This window comes from Geodermatophilus sp. SYSU D00700, assembly GCF_054050255.1.
Genome location: NZ_JBJGZA010000007.1, coordinates 155290 through 172321 on the forward strand (window position 1 = coordinate 155290; position 17032 = coordinate 172321).

Genomic DNA, 17032 nt, shown 5'->3' on the forward strand with positions numbered 1-17032 from the left:
TCGGCGCCGCCGACGCTAGGAGCACCCACCGACAGTTCCCGGCGCCCGGAGCCGGGCCCGGGTCGTGCACACACCGCGGTCGAGGAGCCCCGCCGGTCGCGCTGCGTGCACGTCCCGTCGGGAACGGGGCCCCGGGAACGGGACCCGGGGACGGATCGGTCAGCGCGGGGCGCGCCGGCGGTCCCAGGCCTCGTCGTCGTCGGCAGCGGCGGCGCCCAGGCCGTCCATGCCGCCCGGGTTGAGCACGCCCCACTCGATGAGGCGGGTGGTGAGCTCGTCGGGGCTCATGTCGTAGATGATCGCCAGCGACTTGAGGTCCTCCGCGCGGATGGAGAGGACCTTGCCGTTGTAGTCGTGCCGCTGTGCCTGGATGGTCGAGGCGTACCGCGCCAGCGGTCCGGCCTCGTCGGCGGGCAGCGAGCCCAGCGACTCGAGGTTGAGCACGATCTTCGTCGTGGACGTGACGGCCGAGGAGGGGCGCGGGTCGGGCAGCAGCTCGGAGACCGGCACGCCGTAGAAGACCGCCAGCTCCGAGAGGCGCTGGACGGTCACCGCCCGGTCGCCGCGCTCGTAGGAGCCGACGACGACGGCCTTCCAGCGGCCGTGCGACTTGTCCTCCACGCCCTGCAGGGAGAGGCCCTGCTGGTTGCGGATCGCCCGCAGCCGGGCACCGAGGGCCCGCGAGTAGTCCGTGCTCATGCGTGTCTGCTCACTGTCCGTCGTCGGTGGGAGGGCTCGGTCGTCACGCAGCGTACTGGTTGGGCGGACGGGGCGACAGCGCATCCCTCATCCGGGGGGCATCCTGCTTCACGCACCGCCACCAGCGGAACCGGGACGTGCCCCGAGGGCCCTCCGGCGGCATGCAGTACGGTCTGTCCCGGTCCGATCCGCTCCTTTAACGACCCGTCCCGTGAGGCGGGGAAGGAGGCCTGATGGCCGGCTCGCGCGAGCCTGCTCCCAGCCGCACGTCCACCGCCGGTGTGCTGCTCACCCCCGCCGACGTCGCCCGCGTGGTCGACCGCATGGCGCACCAGCTGATCGAGAAGGCGGGCAACGACCTCGCCGACCTCGTGCTCGTCGGCATCCCGACCCGCGGCGCCCCGCTCGCCCGCCGCCTGGCCGCCCGCGTCGAGGCCTTCAGCGGCACGGCGGTCGACGCCGGCACCGTCGACATCACCCTCTACCGCGACGACCTGCGGCTGCGCGGCGTCCGGACGCTGGAGGACACCGTCCTGCCCGAGCAGGGCATCGACGGCCGGCTGGTCGTCCTCGTCGACGACGTGCTGTTCTCCGGCCGCTCGGTGCGCGCGGCCCTCGACGCGCTGCGCGACCTCGGCCGGCCGCGGGCGGTCCAGCTCGCCGTCCTGGTCGACCGCGGCCACCGGGAGCTGCCCATCCGCGCCGACTACGTGGGCAAGAACGTGCCCACCTCGCGCGCCCAGACGGTGCGGGTGCACCTGACCGAGACCGACGGCACCGACGAGGTGCTGGTGACCGAGGGGGAGCGCCGGTGAAGCGGCACCTGCTGGAGGCGGCCGACCTCGACCGCGACGACGCCACGCTCGTCCTCGACACCGCCGCGCAGATCGACCAGGCGCTGGCCGGCCGCGAGGTCAAGAAGCTGCCCACGCTGCGCGGCCGCACGGTGGTCAACCTCTTCTTCGAGGACTCCACCCGCACCCGCATCTCCTTCGAGCTGGCGGCCAAGCGGCTCTCGGCCGACGTCATCAACTTCTCCGCCAAGGGCAGCAGCGTCTCCAAGGGCGAGAGCCTCAAGGACACCGCGCTGACGCTGGAGGCGATGGGGTCCGACGCGATCGTCGTCCGGCACTCGGCGTCCGGCGCACCGCACCGGCTGGCCGGCTGGGTGCGCGGCAGCGTGGTCAACGCCGGCGACGGCACCCACGAGCACCCCACCCAGGCGCTGCTGGACGCCTACACGATCCGGCGCCGGCTGGGCCGCCTCGACGGCGTCCGGGTGGCGGTCGTCGGCGACGTCCTGCACAGCCGGGTGGCCCGGTCCAACGTGTGGCTGCTGACGACGCTCGGCGCGGAGGTGACCCTGGTCGCGCCGCCCACCCTGCTGCCGGTGGGCGTGGGCTCCTGGCCGGTGGAGGTCTCCTACGACCTCGACGCGGTGCTGCCCAAGGCCGACGCGGTCATGATGCTGCGGGTCCAGGCCGAGCGGATGGACGCCTCGTTCTTCCCGAGCGCGCGGGAGTACAGCCGCCGCTACGGCCTCGACGCCCGCCGGATGGCGGCGCTGTCCGACGACGCGATCGTCATGCACCCCGGCCCGATGAACCGCGGCATGGAGATCGCCGCCGACGTCGCCGACTCGGTCCGCTCGACCATCGTCGAGCAGGTCGGCAACGGCGTCTCCGTCCGCATGGCCGTGCTCTACCTGCTGCTCGGAGGAACGTCCTCGTGACCACGCTGATCAAGGGGGCGCGCGTCCTGGGCGGCGACCCCGTCGACCTGCTGCTCAGGGACGGCCGGATCGCCGCGGTCGGCGACCGGCTCTCGGCGCCCGGCGCCACCGTCGTCGACGCCGACGGGCTGGTCGCGCTGCCCGGCCTGGTCGACCTGCACACCCACCTGCGCGAGCCCGGCCGCGAGGACGCCGAGACCGTCGAGACCGGCAGCCGCGCGGCGGCCCTGGGCGGGTTCACCGCGGTGCACGCGATGGCCAACACCGACCCGGTCGCCGACACCGCCGGCGTCGTCGAGCAGGTGTGGCGCCTCGGCCAGGAGGCCGGGCTGGTCGACGTCGTCCCGGTGGGCGCGGTGACCGTCGGGCTGCGCGGCGAGCGGCTGGCCGAGCTCGGCGCGATGGCCGACTCCGCCGCCCGCGTGCGGGTGTTCTCCGACGACGGGCACTGCGTCGCCGACCCCGCGCTCATGCGGCGGGCGCTGGAGTACGTCAAGGCCTTCGACGGCGTGGTCGCGCAGCACGCCGAGGAGCCGCGGCTGACCGCCGGCGCGCAGATGAACGAGGGCGACCGCTCCGCGCGGCTGGGGCTCACCGGCTGGCCGGCCGCCGCCGAGGAGGCGGTCATCGCCCGCGACGTGCTGCTCGCCGGCCACGTCGGCGCCCGGCTGCACGTCTGCCACGTCTCGACCGCGGGGTCGGTGGAGATCCTGCGGTGGGCGAGGTCCCGCGGCGTGCAGGTGACCGCCGAGGTCACCCCGCACCACCTGCTGCTCACCGAGGCCTGCGCCGAGACCTACGACCCGGTGTTCAAGGTCAACCCGCCGCTGCGCACCGACGAGGACGTGCAGGCCCTCCGTGCCGGGCTGGCCGACGGCACGATCGACGCCGTCGCCACCGACCACGCCCCGCACGCGGTGGAGGACAAGGAGAGCGAGTGGGCGCAGGCCCGGCCCGGGATGCTGGGGCTGGAGCAGGCGCTGTCGGTCGTCGTCGAGGCGCTGGTGGAGCCCGGCCTGCTCGACTGGGCCGGCGTCGCCGACCGCATGTCGGTCCGCCCCGCGGCCATCGGCCGCCTGGCCGGCCACGGGCGCCCGCTCGCGCCCGGCGAGCCGGCCAACCTGCTGCTGCTCGACCCCGCCGCCCGGGCGACCGTCGACCCGGCCGCGCTGGCCAGCCGCAGCCGCAACAGCCCCTACGCCGGCCGGGAGCTGCCCGGCCGCGTGGTCGCCACGTTCCTGCGGGGCGAGGCGACCGTGCTCGACGGGAAGGCGCAGAAGTGACCCAGGCGATCCTCGTGCTCGAGGACGGGCGGACGTTCCGCGGCGAGGCCTACGGCACGGTCGGCACGACGGTCGGCGAGGCGGTGTTCGCCACCGGGATGACCGGCTACCAGGAGACGCTGACCGACCCCAGCTACGCCGGCCAGATCGTCACCATGACCGCCCCGCACGTGGGCAACACCGGCGTCAATGACGAGGACGACGAGAGCCGCCGCATGTGGGTGGCCGGGTTCGTCGTCCGCGACCCCGCCCGCCGCCCGGCCAACTGGCGGGCCACCGGCAGCCTCGACGACGAGCTCGCCGACCAGGGCGTCGTCGGCATCAGCGGCATCGACACCCGCGCCCTCACCCGCCACCTGCGCGAGCGCGGCGCGATGCGGGCCGGGATCAGCAGCGAGTCGCTCGACGCCGATGCGCTGCTGGCCCGGGTGCGCGCGGCCGAGGGGATGACCGGGGCCGACCTCGCCCCGGGGGTGAGCACCCGCGAGCCCTACGTCGTCCCGGCGGCGGGGGAGCGGCGGTTCACCGTCGCCGCGCTCGACCTGGGCATCAAGAGCGCCACCCCGCGGCACCTGGCCGCCCTCGGCGTCGAGACCCACGTGCTCCCCGCGACGGCGACGGCGGAGGACCTGCTCGCGCACGGCTCCGACGGCGTCTTCCTCTCCAACGGCCCGGGCGACCCGGCCGCGGCCGACTACGCGGTGGCCGCCGTGCGGGGCGTGCTCGACGCCGGCCGGCCGCTGTTCGGCATCTGCTTCGGCAACCAGATCCTCGGCCGGGCGCTGGGCCTGGGCACCTACAAGCTGCGCTTCGGCCACCGCGGCCTGAACCAGCCGGTGCTCGACCGGGTCAGCGGCACCGTCCGCGTCACCAGCCACAACCACGGGTTCGCCGTCGACGCGCCGCTGGACCGGCCCACCGACACCCCCTACGGCCGGGTCGAGGTCAGCCACGTGGGCCTCAACGACGACGTCGTCGAGGGGCTGCGGCTGCTCGACGCCCCGGCGTTCAGCGTCCAGTTCCACCCGGAGTCCGCGGCCGGGCCGCACGACGCCGCGCCGCTGTTCGAGCGGTTCGTCGACCTGATGGGGGAGGCCCGCTGATGCCCCGGCGCACCGACATCTCGCACGTCCTGGTGATCGGGTCCGGCCCGATCCTCATCGGCCAGGCCGCGGAGTTCGACTACTCCGGCACCCAGGCCTGCCGCGTGCTGCGCGCCGAGGGGCTGCGGGTCAGCCTGGTCAACAGCAACCCGGCGACGATCATGACCGACCCCGAGGTCGCCGACGCCACCTACGTCGAGCCGCTGACGCCGGAGTTCGTCGAGCGGGTCATCGCCCGTGAGCGCCCCGACGCGCTGCTGGCCACCCTCGGCGGGCAGACGGCGCTCAACATCGCCATCGGCCTGTACCAGAACGGCACCCTCGACCGGTACGGCGTGCGGCTCATCGGCGCCGACGTCGACGCGATCAACCGCGGCGAGGACCGGCAGCTGTTCAAGGACATCGTCCGCTCGGTCGGCGCCGACGCCCCGCGCTCGCGGGTCTGCTCGACCGTCGAGGAGGCGCTGGAGACCGCCGCCGAGGTCGGCTACCCGGTCGTCGTCCGCCCGTCGTTCACCATGGGCGGGCTGGGCTCGGGCTTCGCCACCGACGAGCCGATGCTGCGGCGGATGGCCGCCCACGGCCTGGCCGACTCCCCGGTGCACACCGTGCTGGTCGAGGAGTCGGTGCTCGGCTGGAAGGAGTACGAGCTCGAGCTCATGCGCGACCGCAGCGACAACGTGGTCGTCGTCTGCTCGATCGAGAACGTCGACGCGATGGGCGTGCACACCGGCGACTCGGTCACCGTCGCGCCGGCCATGACCCTCACCGACGTCGAGTACCAGCGGATGCGCGACGTCGGCATCGCCGTGCTGCGCGAGGTCGGCGTCGACACCGGCGGCTGCAACATCCAGTTCGCCGTCGACCCGGCCGACGGGCGGCTGGTCGTCATCGAGATGAACCCGCGGGTGTCGCGGTCCTCGGCGCTGGCGTCGAAGGCCACCGGCTTCCCGATCGCCAAGATCGCCGCGAAGCTGGCCATCGGCTACACGCTCGACGAGATCACCAACGACATCACCGGCGTCACCCCGGCGTCGTTCGAGCCGGCGCTGGACTACGTCGTCGTCAAGATCCCGCGGTTCGCGTTCGAGAAGTTCCCCGGCGCCGACCCGCGGCTGACCACGACGATGAAGAGCGTCGGGGAGGTCATGGCGCTGGGCCGCAACTTCCCCGAGGCGCTGGGCAAGGCGATGCGGTCCACCGAGACGGCGGTGGCCGGCTTCTGGACCGGCCCGCCGGACCCGCGGACCGCCGACGAGCTGCTCGAGGCGCTGCGCACCCCCGTCGACGGCCGGCTGTACCTCGCCGAGCGGGCGCTCGCGGCGGGCGCGACCGTCGAGCAGGTGGCCGAGGCCAGCGGCTTCGACCCGTGGTTCGTCGACCAGGTCGCGCTGGTGCGCGAGGTGGGGGAGCAGGTGCGCGACGCGCCGGCGCTCACCCCCGAGCTGCTGCGGCGGGCCAAGCGGCACGGGCTCTCGGACCGGCAGGTCGCCGCGCTGCGGCCGGAGCTCGCCGGTGAGGACGGCGTCCGGGTGCTGCGCTGGCGCCTGGGCATCCGGCCGGTGTTCAAGACCGTGGACACCTGCGCCGCCGAGTTCGCCGCCCGCACGCCCTACCACTACTCGTCCTACGACGAGGAGACCGAGGTCGAGCCGCGCGAGCGCCCCGCGGTGCTCATCCTCGGCTCGGGGCCCAACCGCATCGGCCAGGGCATCGAGTTCGACTACTCCTGCGTGCACGCGGTCATGGCGCTGCAGGACGCCGGCTACGAGGCCGTGATGGTCAACTGCAACCCCGAGACCGTCTCCACCGACTACGACACCGCCGACCGGCTGTACTTCGAGCCGCTGACCTTCGAGGACGTCCTCGAGGTGGTCGAGGCCGAGCGGGCGGCCGGCCCGGTGGCCGGGGTGGTCTGCACCCTGGGCGGACAGACGCCGCTGGGCCTCGCGCAGCGGCTCAAGGACGCCGGGGTGCCGGTGCTGGGCACCTCGCCCGAGGCCATCGACGACGCCGAGGACCGCGGCGCGTTCTCCCGGGTGCTCGCCGACGCCCGCCTCCGCGCGCCCGAGCACGGCACCGCCACCACGTTCGCCGAGGCGCGGCAGATCGCCGCGGCGATCGGCTACCCGGTGCTGGTGCGCCCGTCCTACGTCCTCGGCGGGCGCGGCATGGAGATCGTCTACGACGACGCCACGCTCGAGGCCTACATCGCCAAGGCCACCGACGTCAGCCCCGCCCACCCGGTACTGGTCGACCGGTTCCTCGAGGACGCCGTCGAGATCGACGTCGACGCGCTCCACGACGGCGCCGAGCTCTACCTCGGCGGGGTCATGGAGCACATCGAGGAGGCCGGCATCCACTCCGGCGACTCCGCGTGCGCGCTGCCGCCGATCACCCTGGGCACCGAGGACCTGGCGAAGATCCGCACCGCCACGGAGGCGCTGGCCACCCGGATCGGCGTGCGCGGGCTGCTCAACGTGCAGTACGCGCTCAAGGACGACGTCCTCTACGTGCTGGAGGCCAACCCGCGGGCGTCGCGGACCGTGCCGTTCGTGTCCAAGGCGACCGCCGTGCCCCTGGCCAAGGCCGCGGCCCGGATCGCGGTGGGGGAGACCATCGCCGACCTGCGCGCCGCGGGCGTGCTCCCGGCCGCCGGCGACGGCGTCGAGCTCTCCGAGCGCGCGCCGATCGCGGTGAAGGAGGCGGTGCTGCCCTTCCACCGGTTCCGCACCGTCGACGGCCACGGGGTCGACACCGTGCTCGGCCCGGAGATGAAGTCCACCGGCGAGGTCATGGGCCTCGACGACGGCTTCGGCACCGCCTTCGCCAAGTCGCAGGTCGCCTCCTACGGCCCGCTGCCCACCTCGGGGACGGTCTTCGTCTCGCTGGCCAACCGGGACAAGCGGGCCGCGGTCTTCCCGGTCAAGCGGCTGGCCGACCTCGGCTTCCGCGTGCTCGCCACGGCCGGCACCGCGCAGGTGCTGCGCCGCAACGGCGTCGAGTGCGAGGTGGTCGGCAAGTACAGCGAGGGCCCGGGCAACTGCGTGGAGCGGATCCTCGCCGGCGACGTCGACATCGTCGTCAACACGCCGTTCGGGTCGCCCGGCAACAGCGGGCCGCGGCTGGACGGCTACGAGATCCGCACCGCCGCCGTCGCCGTGGACATCCCGTGCATCACCACCGTGCAGGGGATGGCCGCGGCGGTGCAGGGCGTCGAGGCGCTGCGCCGCGGCGGGCTCGGCGTGCGCAGCCTGCAGGAGGTCCACGCGGCGCTGTCCCCGCGCGCATGAGCGTCGTCGGGCGGGTGGGCGACGACCTCGCCGCCCGCGGGCTGCTCGACGGGCTGCCCGCCGCCTTCCTCGCCGGGGTCACCCGGTTCGCCGCGCCGCCGGCCGCGGAGCTCGCGGCGCTGCGGGCCGGCGCCGAGGGCCTGGCCGGCCGGCTGGCCGCGGGGGAGGCCGGCGACGCCGACCTGCCGCTGCTCACCCGCGTGCTCGTCCTCGCCGGGCACGGCGGGCTGCTGGCGGCGCACGGCGTGCGGACGCCCTCCTACGACATGCTGCGCTCCTACCGGGAGAACCTGACGACGCCGGTCGGCCCGCGGCTGGCCGAGCGCCCGCGCGCGGGGGACCGCCGCTGGCGGGTGCTCGGCCGCGACGTCGGCTTCCCGGTCGGGGTGCCCTCGTGCGTGCTCAACGGCGGCGAGGAGTGGGTGCGCTACCACGCCCGCAACGGCTTCAGCGTGCTCACCTACAAGACGGTGCGCAGCCGCGCGCACGAGCCCAACGCCCAGCCGAACTGGACCTTCGCCCCCCGGCCCGGGGCCGGCGTCGTGGTGGCCGACCCGTGGGACTGGATCCCGCCGGGCGACCCGGAGGTCAGCACGGTGAACTCCTTCGGGGTGCCCTCCCCGGCGCCGGAGGAGTGGATGCCCGACCTCGAGCGGTCGCTGGCCACCGTCGACGAGGACCAGCTGCTGCTGGTCAGCGTCATGGGGGAGGGCGACGGGCCGGCGCTGGCGGCCGACTTCGCCCGGACCGCGCGGCTGGCCGAGGAGGCCGGCGCGACCGTGGTCGAGCTCAACCTCTCCTGCCCGAACACGCTCACCGCGTCCCCCGACGGCGTCAGACCGCCGCTGTGCCTCGACGCCGACGCCACCGTCGCGGTGGTCGAGGCGGTGCGCCGCGACCTCGACGACCGCACCGGCCTGGTCGCCAAGCTCTCCTGGCTCGACGAGGACCGGCTCGCCGCGCTGGTGCCCCGGCTGGCGCCGCTGGTCGACGGCGTCGCGGGCATCAACACGGTGCAGACCCGCGTGGTGCGCCGCGACGGCGGGCCGACGTTCCCCGGCCGGGCCCTGGCCGGGCTGTCGGGGGCGGCGGTCCGCGGGCGCGCCCTGGACCTCACCCGCCGGCTGGTCGGGCTGCGCGAGGCCGGCGGGTGGGGCTTCAGCGTGCTGGCGATGGGCGGGGTGACCGACCCGGCGTCGTTCGCGGCGCTGCACGCGGCCGGCGCCGACGCGGTGCAGTCGGCGGCCGGTGCCTTCGCCGACCCGTTCCTCGCCCGCGACTGCATCGCCGCGTACGGCGACACCCTGCCGCGGTCGGTGCCGCGGTGACGGGGACCGAGCCGTTCGGGCGGCGCCTCGCCGACGCCGTCGCCGCCCGCGGGCCGCTGTGCGTCGGCCTCGACCCGCACGCCGGGCTGCTGGAGCGCTGGGGCCTGCCCGACGACCCCGTCGGGCTGGCCCGCTTCACCGACGCCGTCGTCGACGCGCTCGCCGGCCAGGTGGCGGTGCTCAAGCCGCAGTCGGCCTTCTACGAGCGGCACGGCGCGCGTGGGCTGGCGGTCCTCGAGGACGCCGTCGCCCGGGCCCGCGCGGCCGGGGCGCTGGTGCTGCTCGACGCCAAGCGCGGCGACATCGGCTCCACGATGGACGCCTACGCCGACGTGCTGCGCCCGGAGCACCCGTGCGCGGTCGACGCGCTCACCGTCAGCCCCTTCCTCGGCCCCGGCTCCCTGCAGCCGGCCGTGGACACCGCGCGGCTCACCGGCGGCGGGCTGTTCGTGCTGGCCCGCACCTCCAACCCCGACGCCGGCACGCTGCAGCACGCGCGGGTGGGGGAGCGGTCGGTCGCGCAGGTCGTCGTCGACGCCGTCCGCGGCTGGAACACCCCCGGCTGGGTCGTCGGCGACCCGCTGCCCGACCCCGGCGCGGTGCGGGACGTCGCCGGCCGCTGGGGCGCGGCGACGGGGTCCTTCGGCGTCGTCGTCGGCGCCACCCTGCGCGACCTCGACGTCGACCTCGACGGGCTCGGCGGCCCGGTGCTCGCCCCAGGCCTCGGCGCGCAGGGCGGCACGGTGCCCGACCTGCGGCGGCTGTTCGGGCAGGATCGCGCCGTGCTCCCCACCGTCTCCCGCGACGTGCTCGCCGCCGGACCGGACCCGGCCGCGCTGCGGGCCGCCGCCGCCCGCTGGACCGAGGAGCTGACCGCGTGAGGCAGGGCCCGGCGTCGGCGCTGCTGGTGGCGGCAGCCCTGCTGGTCTCCGGCGTCGGGCTGTTCTGGCGGGCGGACACGGGGCCCGTGGGCGTCCCGTCCGGGGGCAGCTACGCCTACGCGCCCCTGACGTCCGCCGACGCCTACGGGAGCACCCTGACGCCGACCGCCGGCGGGGTGGTCACCTGGACGACCGGGCACCTGGCCGGCATCGGGCTGGCCGTCCTCGGTGCGGTGGTGCTCGCCGCGGCCGGCGGGTGGGCGCTGGGTCGCCGGTCGGCCCGCTGAGTTCCCGTCCCCCGGCGTGTCGGGCTCCGCGTGTCTCGCGCGGCACATGCGAACCTAATACGTTCCGTATACTTTCTGACCTGCGGGTCTCACGGACCGTCACCCGGCCGGTGGACGGAGCGTGAGGTGCGGACGGGCGGAGATCGGAAACTCCGCGCGCACCGCGCGTGACCTGCGGATTCCCGGTTACTAGGTTGACCGCCGGGCCCGAGATCACGGGTTCCGGACCAGCCGCACGGCACGGACACAGCACCGAGACGCGGGGGGGCGAAACCCCTGCGACGACACGATTGGGACGCACCATGCCCCTGCCTGACCTGTCCCCGGAACAGCGCGCCGCCGCCCTGGAGAAGGCCGCCGCGGCCCGCAAGGCACGTGCCGAGCTGCGCGAGCGGCTCAAGAGCAAGGGCGCCACGGTCGGTGACGTCCTGCGCCAGGGCGACACCGACGAGGTGATCGGCAAGATGCGCGTCTCCGCGGTCCTGGAGTCCCTGCCCGGCGTCGGCAAGGCCCGTGCTGCGAAGATCATGGAGCGGCTCGAGATCTCCCCGACCCGCCGGGTCCGCGGCCTGGGCGCCAACCAGCGCCGCGCCCTGGAGGCGGAGTTCGGCGGCGAGCAGGTGGTCCCCGACCAGGTGCCCGCCGACTCCACGGCCTGAGGTCCGGTGCCGCACGCCCCGTCCGACACCAGCACCACGAGGGACCTCCCGTTGCCGACCGCCCTCCCGACCCCCGTCCCGGCGCGCCTGACGGTGCTCTCCGGTCCCTCGGGGGTCGGCAAGGGCACCGTCGTCGCCGAGGTCCGCCGCCGGCACCCCGACGTGTGGGTCTCGGTGTCGGTGACCACCCGGCGGGCCCGGCCCGGGGAGGTGGACGGGGTGCACTACCACTTCGTCGACGACGCCGAGTTCGACCGGCTCGTCGCCGAGGACGGCCTGCTCGAGTGGGCCGAGTACGCCGGCAACCGCTACGGCACACCGGCCGCCCCGGTCCGCGAGCGACTCGCGACCGGGGCGCCGGCGTTGCTGGAGATCGAGCTGCAGGGCGCGCGCCAGGTCCGCGCCCGCGACGCCGACGCCCAGCTGGTCTTCCTCGCCCCGCCGTCGTGGGCCGAGCTGGTCAGCCGGCTGGCCGGCCGCGGCTCCGAGCCCCCAGCGGTGCAGGAGCGCCGGTTGGCCATCGCGCAGGCCGAGCTGGACGCCGCCGGCGAGTTCGACGTCGTGGTGGTCAACGACGACGTCACCCGGGCCGCAGACGAGTTGGTATCCTTGCTAGCTGCGCCGTCGTCCGGGACGACCGGCGCGCCCGAGTGACCGGCCCCCCGAGGCCCCTCACCCCCGCCGAGCCAGCCGAGGAGTCCCGCGCCCGTGTCCGGAGTCGCACCCGCCCCTGAGGGCATCACCAACCCGCCGATCGACGAGCTGCTCGAGCGCACCAGCAGCAAGTACGGCCTGGTGATCTTCGCCGCCAAGCGCGCGCGGCAGATCAACGCCTACTACAGCCAGCTCTCCGAGGGCCTGCTGGAGTACGTCGGCCCGCTGGTCGACACCGCGCCGCAGGAGAAGCCGCTGTCGATCGCCCTGCGCGAGATCAACGAGGGTCTGCTGACCCACACCGCCGGCGAGAACTAGGAGGACCCCGGTCCTCCTCACCCCTCGCGAGCCCGGGGTGAGCCTCTGGACCGGGGCCGCGGCTGGTGGCGTTCCCACCGGCCGTCGCGCCCCGTGCGAGTGACGCCCCTGGCACCTGGTGCCGGGGGCGTCGCCGTGTCTGCGGGAGGATGGGGCACATGAGCCGGATCGTCCTGGGCGTCGCCGGTGGGGTGGCCGCCTACAAGGCCGCGCTGCTGCTGCGCGCGCTCACCGAGGCCGGGCACGACGTGCGCGTCGTCCCCACCCCGGGCGCGCTGCACTTCGTCGGGGCGGCCACCTTCGAGGCGCTGTCGGGTCACCCGGTCACCACCGACGTGTGGTCCGACGTCCCCGAGGTCGCCCACGTCCGGATCGGGCAGACCGCCGACCTCGTCGTCGTCGCCCCGGCCACCGCCGACCTGCTGGCCCGCGCGGCCGCCGGCCGCGCCGACGACCTGCTCACCGCGACGCTGCTCACCGCGCACTGCCCGGTGGTCTTCGTCCCGGCGATGCACACCGAGATGTGGCTGCACCCGGCCACCCAGGACAACGTGGCCACCCTGCGCCGCCGCGGGTCGATCGTGCTGCCGCCGGCCGTGGGCCGGCTGACCGGCCCCGACTCCGGTCCCGGCCGGCTGCCCGAGCCCGCCGACGTCGCCGCGCTCGCGCAGGTGGCGCTCACCGCCGGCGCCGACGTGCTGCGCGCCGACCTCACCGGCCGCCGGGTCGTGGTCAGCGCCGGCGGCACCCGCGAGCCGCTGGACCCGGTGCGCTACCTGGGCAACCGCTCGTCGGGCCGGCAGGGCTGGGCGCTGGCCCGGGTGGCCGCCGCCCGCGGCGCCGAGGTCACCCTGGTGGCGGCCAACGTCGACCTGCCCGCGCCGTTCGGCGTCCGCGTCGTCCCGGTGGGGACGGCGGAGGAGCTGCGCGCCGCGGTGCTCGCCGAGGCCCCGGAGGCCGACGTCGTGGTCATGACCGCCGCGGTCGCCGACTTCCGGCCGGCCACGGTCGCGGCCACGAAGCTCAAGAAGGACAGCGCGAACGAGCCCGACAGCGTGCCGCTGGTGCGCAACCCGGACGTGCTCGCCGAGCTGGTCACCAAGCGCGCCGCCGGCCAGCTGGTCGTCGGCTTCGCCGCCGAGACCGGCGACGAGCACGGCGACGTGCTCGCCCACGCCCGCGCCAAGCTCGCCCGCAAGGGCTGCGACCTGCTGGTCGTCAACGACGTCTCCGGCGGCGGGGTGTTCGGCCGGCCGGACAACGCCGCCGTCGTCCTGGCCGCCGACGGCAGCGCCACCGAGGTGCCGCACGGTACCAAGGACGCCGTCGCCGCGGCCGTCTGGCAGGCCGTGCTGCCCCGCCTGGCCTGACCGCCGGCTGCTGTCCCGGAGGCGCGCCGGTACCGTGCTCACGCGGCGGGGGGACGCCGCCCGTGACCCACCCACCGCCCGCGAGCCCGTCACCGAACCAGGGAGAACCGAGTGCCACGCCGCCTCTTCACGTCCGAGTCGGTGACCGAGGGCCACCCGGACAAGATCGCCGACCAGATCAGCGACGCCATCCTCGACGAGATGCTCCGCCAGGACCCGCGCAGCCGGGTCGCGGTGGAGACGCTGATCACCACCGGGCAGGTGCACATCGCCGGCGAGGTCACCACCGCCGGCTACGTCGACATCGCCGACATCGTGCGCCGGACGGTGCTGCGGATCGGCTACGACTCCTCCCGCAAGGGGTTCGACGGCGCCTCCTGCGGCGTGAGCGTCTCCATCGGCGCCCAGTCGCCCGACATCGCCCAGGGCGTCGACACCGCCTACGAGGCGCGCACCTCCGGCACCGCCGACGACGAGATCGAGCGCCAGGGCGCCGGCGACCAGGGCCTGATGTTCGGCTACGCCACCGACGAGACCCCCGAGCTCATGCCCCTGCCGATCGCGCTGGCCCACCGCCTGTCGCGCCGGCTGGCGGCCGTCCGCAAGGACGGCTCGGTGCCCTACCTGCGCCCCGACGGCAAGACCCAGGTCACCGTCGTCTACGAGGACGACCGGCCGGTCGGCGTCGACACCGTCGTCGTCTCCTCGCAGCACGCCGAGGACATCTCCATCGAGCAGCTGCTCACCCCCGACGTGCAGGAGCTCGTCGTCGAGCCCGAGCTCGCCGAGCTGGGGCTGCCCACCGACGGCTACCGGCTGCTGGTCAACCCGACCGGCAAGTTCGTCATCGGCGGTCCGATGGGCGACGCCGGCCTGACCGGCCGGAAGATCATCGTCGACACCTACGGCGGCATGGCCCGCCACGGCGGCGGCGCGTTCTCCGGCAAGGACCCGTCGAAGGTCGACCGGTCGGGGGCCTACGCGATGCGCTGGGTGGCCAAGAACGTCGTCGCCGCGGGCCTGGCGCGCCGCTGCGAGGTGCAGGTGGCCTACGCGATCGGCGCCGCGCACCCGGTGGGCCTGTTCGTCGACACCCACGGCACCGGCACCGTCCCCGACGACGTCCTGGAGAAGGCGGTCACCACGGTGTTCGACCTGCGCCCGGGCGCGATCGTGCGGGACCTCGACCTGCTGCGGCCGATCTACGGGCCGACCGCCGCCTACGGCCACTTCGGCCGCACCGACGTCGAGCTGCCCTGGGAGCGCACCGACCGGGTCGAGGCGCTGCGCTCGGCCGTCGGCTGAACCCCGGGACCGTCGTACCCGGCGGGGACACTGCTGCGACACGACCCCGCCGAACGGAGAACAGCGCTGTCGAAGGAAGCCGCGCCCCTTCCCCCTCGCGAGCTCGGGGCGAGCCTCCGCGCGGGGCCGCCGCGGGTGGCCCGGGTCGTCGTCGACGTGCCGCTGGCCCACCTGGACCGGCCCTTCGACTACACCGTCCCCGACGACATGGCCGGCGAGGTCCGGCCCGGCTGCCGGGTGCGGGTGCGCTTCGCCGGGCAGCTCGTCGACGGGTTCGTGCTCGAGCTGGCCGACACCACCGGCACCGACCGCAAGCTCGCCCCGCTGGCGAAGCTGGTCTCGCCCGAGCCGGTGCTCACCCCCGAGGTGGCCGCGCTCGCCCGCTCGGTCGCCCAGCGCTGGGGCGGCACGCTGACCGACGTCCTGCGGCTGGCCGTCCCGCCGCGCCGCGCCGCCGCCGAGAAGCGCCCGCCGGCCGAGCCCCCGCCACCGCCGACGCCGCCGGACCCGGCCGGCTTCGCCCGCTACCCGACCGGCCCGGCCCTGCTCGCCGCCGTCGCCGAGGGGCGGTCCGCACGTGCGGTGTGGACCGCGCTGCCCGGCGAGGACTGGCCGGCGCGGCTGGCCGAGCTGTGCCGGGCGGCGCTCTCGGGCGGGCGCGGCGCGCTGGTCGTGGTCCCCGACGGGCGCGACCTCGACCGGCTGGAGGCCGCGGCCGGCGCCGTCCTGCCGCCGGGGTCGTTCGTGGTCCTGCGGGCCGACGCCGCCCCCGACGCCCGCTACCGGCGCTTCCTCGACGCCGCCCGCGGCAGCGCCCGGGTGGTGCTGGGCACCCGCGCCGCGGCGTTCGCGCCGGTCGCCGACCTCGGCCTGGTGGCCGTCTGGGACGACGGCGACGACCTGCACGCCGAGCCCCGCGCGCCCTACGCGCACGCCCGCGACGTGCTCGTGCACCGCGCCCACCTGGCCTCGTGCGCGGCCGTCGTCGCGGCCACCGCACGCACCGCCGAGGCCGCGCTGCTGGTCGAGAGCGGCTGGGCGCACGAGCTGGCCGCCGACCGCGCCACCCTGCGCGCGGCCGCCCCGCGGGTCCAGGCGCTGGGCGAGGACTCCGAGCTGGCCCGCGACCCCGCCGCCCGCACCGCCCGGCTGCCCAGCCTCGCCCACCGGGTGGCCCGCCAGGCGCTGGCCGACGGCGCCCCGGTGCTCGTGCAGGTGCCGCGCGCCGGGTACGCCCCGGGGCTCTCGTGCGACCGCTGCCGCGCCCCGGCCCGCTGCGCGGTGTGCTCCGGCCCGCTCGGCATCGCGCCCACCCCCGGGCCGGGCGGCTCGCGCATCCCCGCCTGCCGCTGGTGCGCCCGCCCGGCGACCACCTTCGACTGCCCGCACTGCCACGGCACCAAGCTGCGCGCCTCCGTCGTCGGCGCGGCGCGGACCGCCGAGGAGCTGGGCCGGGCGTTCCCGGGCGCCGCGGTGCGGGTGTCCGGGCGCGGGTCGGGGGTGCTCGCCGCGGTGCCCGCGGGGCCGGCGCTGGTCGTGGCCACCCCCGGCGCGGAGCCGGTGGCCGAGGGCGGCTACGGCGCGGCGCTGCTGCTCGACTCGTGGGCGCTGCTGGGCCGGGCCGACCTGCGGGCCGGCGAGGAGACCCTGCGCCGCTGGATGAACGCGGCCACCCTGGTGCGCTCCTCCGGCACGGTCGTCGTCGCCGCCGACGGCGCGCACCCCGTCGTCCAGGCGCTGGTGCGCTGGGACCCGGGCTGGCTGGCGGCGCGGGAGCTGGCCGACCGCCGCGCGCTCGGCTTCCCGCCGGCCACCCGGATGGCCGCGCTGTCGGGGTCCCCGGCGGCGCTGGCCGAGTTCCTCGACGCCGCCCGGCTGCCCGCCGACGCCGACCTGCTCGGCCCCGTCCCCGAGCCGCCGCGGCCGGGGCAGGAGGGCGAGCGGGAGCGCTACCTGGTGCGCGTGCCGCGCGGCGAGGGCACCGCGCTAGCGACCGCGCTGGCCGAGGTCCAGGGCGTCCGCAGCGCCCGCAAGGCGAGCGAGCACGTGCGGGTCCAGCTCGACCCGCTCGAGCTGGTCTGAGGGAGGCTGTTCCCGCCCCTCGGTCCGCGCCCCCGAGT

At 75.9% G+C, this 17032-nt stretch carries 15 protein-coding genes; 14 read left to right on the plus strand and 1 reads right to left on the minus strand.

The genetic code is table 11. The annotated features are described in order from the left end of the window. Window positions 1-159: 159 nt before the first annotated feature. Window positions 160-699 (minus strand): transcriptional regulator BldD, encoded by a 540-nt coding sequence (bldD, locus tag ACI79V_RS08275; protein WP_456876588.1) that lies wholly within the window; start codon window positions 697-699, stop codon window positions 160-162. A gap of 233 nt (window positions 700-932) precedes the next feature. Between bldD and pyrR the strand changes: the two genes are divergently transcribed. The 14 genes from pyrR to ACI79V_RS08345 all read left to right on the plus strand — a co-directional run bounded on the left by pyrR (window position 933) and on the right by ACI79V_RS08345 (window position 16994). After that, window positions 933-1514 carry a bifunctional pyr operon transcriptional regulator/uracil phosphoribosyltransferase PyrR gene (gene pyrR, locus ACI79V_RS08280; protein ID WP_456888230.1) on the plus strand — a complete coding sequence of 194 codons (582 nt, stop codon included), beginning with the start codon at window positions 933-935 and terminating at the stop codon, window positions 1512-1514. Beyond that, a complete protein-coding gene (locus ACI79V_RS08285; RefSeq protein ID WP_456888232.1) occupies window positions 1511-2431 on the plus strand; it encodes an aspartate carbamoyltransferase catalytic subunit in 921 nt (306 codons plus the stop codon). Before pyrR ends, ACI79V_RS08285 begins: the two co-directional genes overlap by 4 nt. Continuing rightward, entirely contained in the window at window positions 2428-3714 is a 1287-nt protein-coding gene (locus tag ACI79V_RS08290) for a dihydroorotase (protein ID WP_456888233.1), read from the plus strand. The genes ACI79V_RS08285 and ACI79V_RS08290 overlap by 4 nt, the downstream gene beginning before the upstream one ends. After that, window positions 3711-4817, plus strand: a complete 1107-nt coding sequence (carA, locus tag ACI79V_RS08295; RefSeq protein WP_456888235.1) for a glutamine-hydrolyzing carbamoyl-phosphate synthase small subunit — start codon at window positions 3711-3713, stop codon at window positions 4815-4817. Before ACI79V_RS08290 ends, carA begins: the two co-directional genes overlap by 4 nt. Next, on the plus strand, window positions 4817-8110 hold the full coding sequence (carB, locus tag ACI79V_RS08300; RefSeq protein ID WP_456888237.1) for a carbamoyl-phosphate synthase large subunit: 3294 nt from the start codon (window positions 4817-4819) through the stop codon (window positions 8108-8110). Before carA ends, carB begins: the two co-directional genes overlap by 1 nt. Next, a complete protein-coding gene (locus tag ACI79V_RS08305) occupies window positions 8107-9438 on the plus strand; it encodes a dihydroorotate oxidase (RefSeq protein WP_456888239.1) in 1332 nt (443 codons plus the stop codon). The genes carB and ACI79V_RS08305 overlap by 4 nt, the downstream gene beginning before the upstream one ends. Then, entirely contained in the window at window positions 9435-10319 is an 885-nt protein-coding gene (gene pyrF / locus ACI79V_RS08310; protein ID WP_456888240.1) for an orotidine-5'-phosphate decarboxylase, read from the plus strand. The genes ACI79V_RS08305 and pyrF overlap by 4 nt, the downstream gene beginning before the upstream one ends. After that, window positions 10316-10606, plus strand: a complete 291-nt coding sequence (locus ACI79V_RS08315) for a hypothetical protein (protein ID WP_456888241.1) — start codon at window positions 10316-10318, stop codon at window positions 10604-10606. The genes pyrF and ACI79V_RS08315 overlap by 4 nt, the downstream gene beginning before the upstream one ends. A 302-nt stretch (window positions 10607-10908) precedes the next feature. After that, entirely contained in the window at window positions 10909-11265 is a 357-nt protein-coding gene (gene mihF, locus ACI79V_RS08320; protein ID WP_456876597.1) for an integration host factor, actinobacterial type, read from the plus strand. 51 nt (window positions 11266-11316) lie between these two features. Next, window positions 11317-11919 (plus strand): guanylate kinase, encoded by a 603-nt coding sequence (gene gmk / locus ACI79V_RS08325; RefSeq protein WP_456888243.1) that lies wholly within the window; start codon window positions 11317-11319, stop codon window positions 11917-11919. A 54-nt stretch (window positions 11920-11973) separates the two neighbouring features. Continuing rightward, window positions 11974-12237 (plus strand): DNA-directed RNA polymerase subunit omega, encoded by a 264-nt coding sequence (gene rpoZ / locus ACI79V_RS08330; RefSeq protein ID WP_012949163.1) that lies wholly within the window; start codon window positions 11974-11976, stop codon window positions 12235-12237. Between the two features lie 158 nt (window positions 12238-12395). Beyond that, entirely contained in the window at window positions 12396-13607 is a 1212-nt protein-coding gene (gene coaBC / locus ACI79V_RS08335) for a bifunctional phosphopantothenoylcysteine decarboxylase/phosphopantothenate--cysteine ligase CoaBC (protein WP_456888245.1), read from the plus strand. Between the two features lie 111 nt (window positions 13608-13718). Next, the gene (gene metK, locus ACI79V_RS08340) at window positions 13719-14912 is read left to right on the plus strand and encodes a methionine adenosyltransferase (protein WP_456876600.1); all 1194 of its coding nucleotides are present in this window, start codon (window positions 13719-13721) and stop codon (window positions 14910-14912) included. A 135-nt stretch (window positions 14913-15047) separates the two neighbouring features. Further along, window positions 15048-16994: a primosomal protein N' gene (locus ACI79V_RS08345; protein WP_456888246.1), complete on the plus strand. Its 1947-nt coding sequence runs from the start codon at window positions 15048-15050 to the stop codon at window positions 16992-16994. Window positions 16995-17032 lie beyond the last annotated feature (38 nt).

Excerpts from the sequence above, each read along its gene's own strand:
- bldD (WP_456876588.1), bottom strand. The coding sequence starts at position 699 with ATGAGCACGGACTACTCGCGGGCCCTCGGTGCCCGGCTGCGGGCGATC.
- pyrR (WP_456888230.1), top strand. The coding sequence starts at position 933 with ATGGCCGGCTCGCGCGAGCCTGCTCCCAGCCGCACGTCCACCGCCGGT.
- carB (WP_456888237.1), top strand. The coding sequence starts at position 4,817 with ATGCCCCGGCGCACCGACATCTCGCACGTCCTGGTGATCGGGTCCGGC.
- ACI79V_RS08305 (WP_456888239.1), top strand. The coding sequence starts at position 8,107 with ATGAGCGTCGTCGGGCGGGTGGGCGACGACCTCGCCGCCCGCGGGCTG.
- mihF (WP_456876597.1), top strand. The coding sequence starts at position 10,909 with ATGCCCCTGCCTGACCTGTCCCCGGAACAGCGCGCCGCCGCCCTGGAG.
- coaBC (WP_456888245.1), top strand. The coding sequence starts at position 12,396 with ATGAGCCGGATCGTCCTGGGCGTCGCCGGTGGGGTGGCCGCCTACAAG.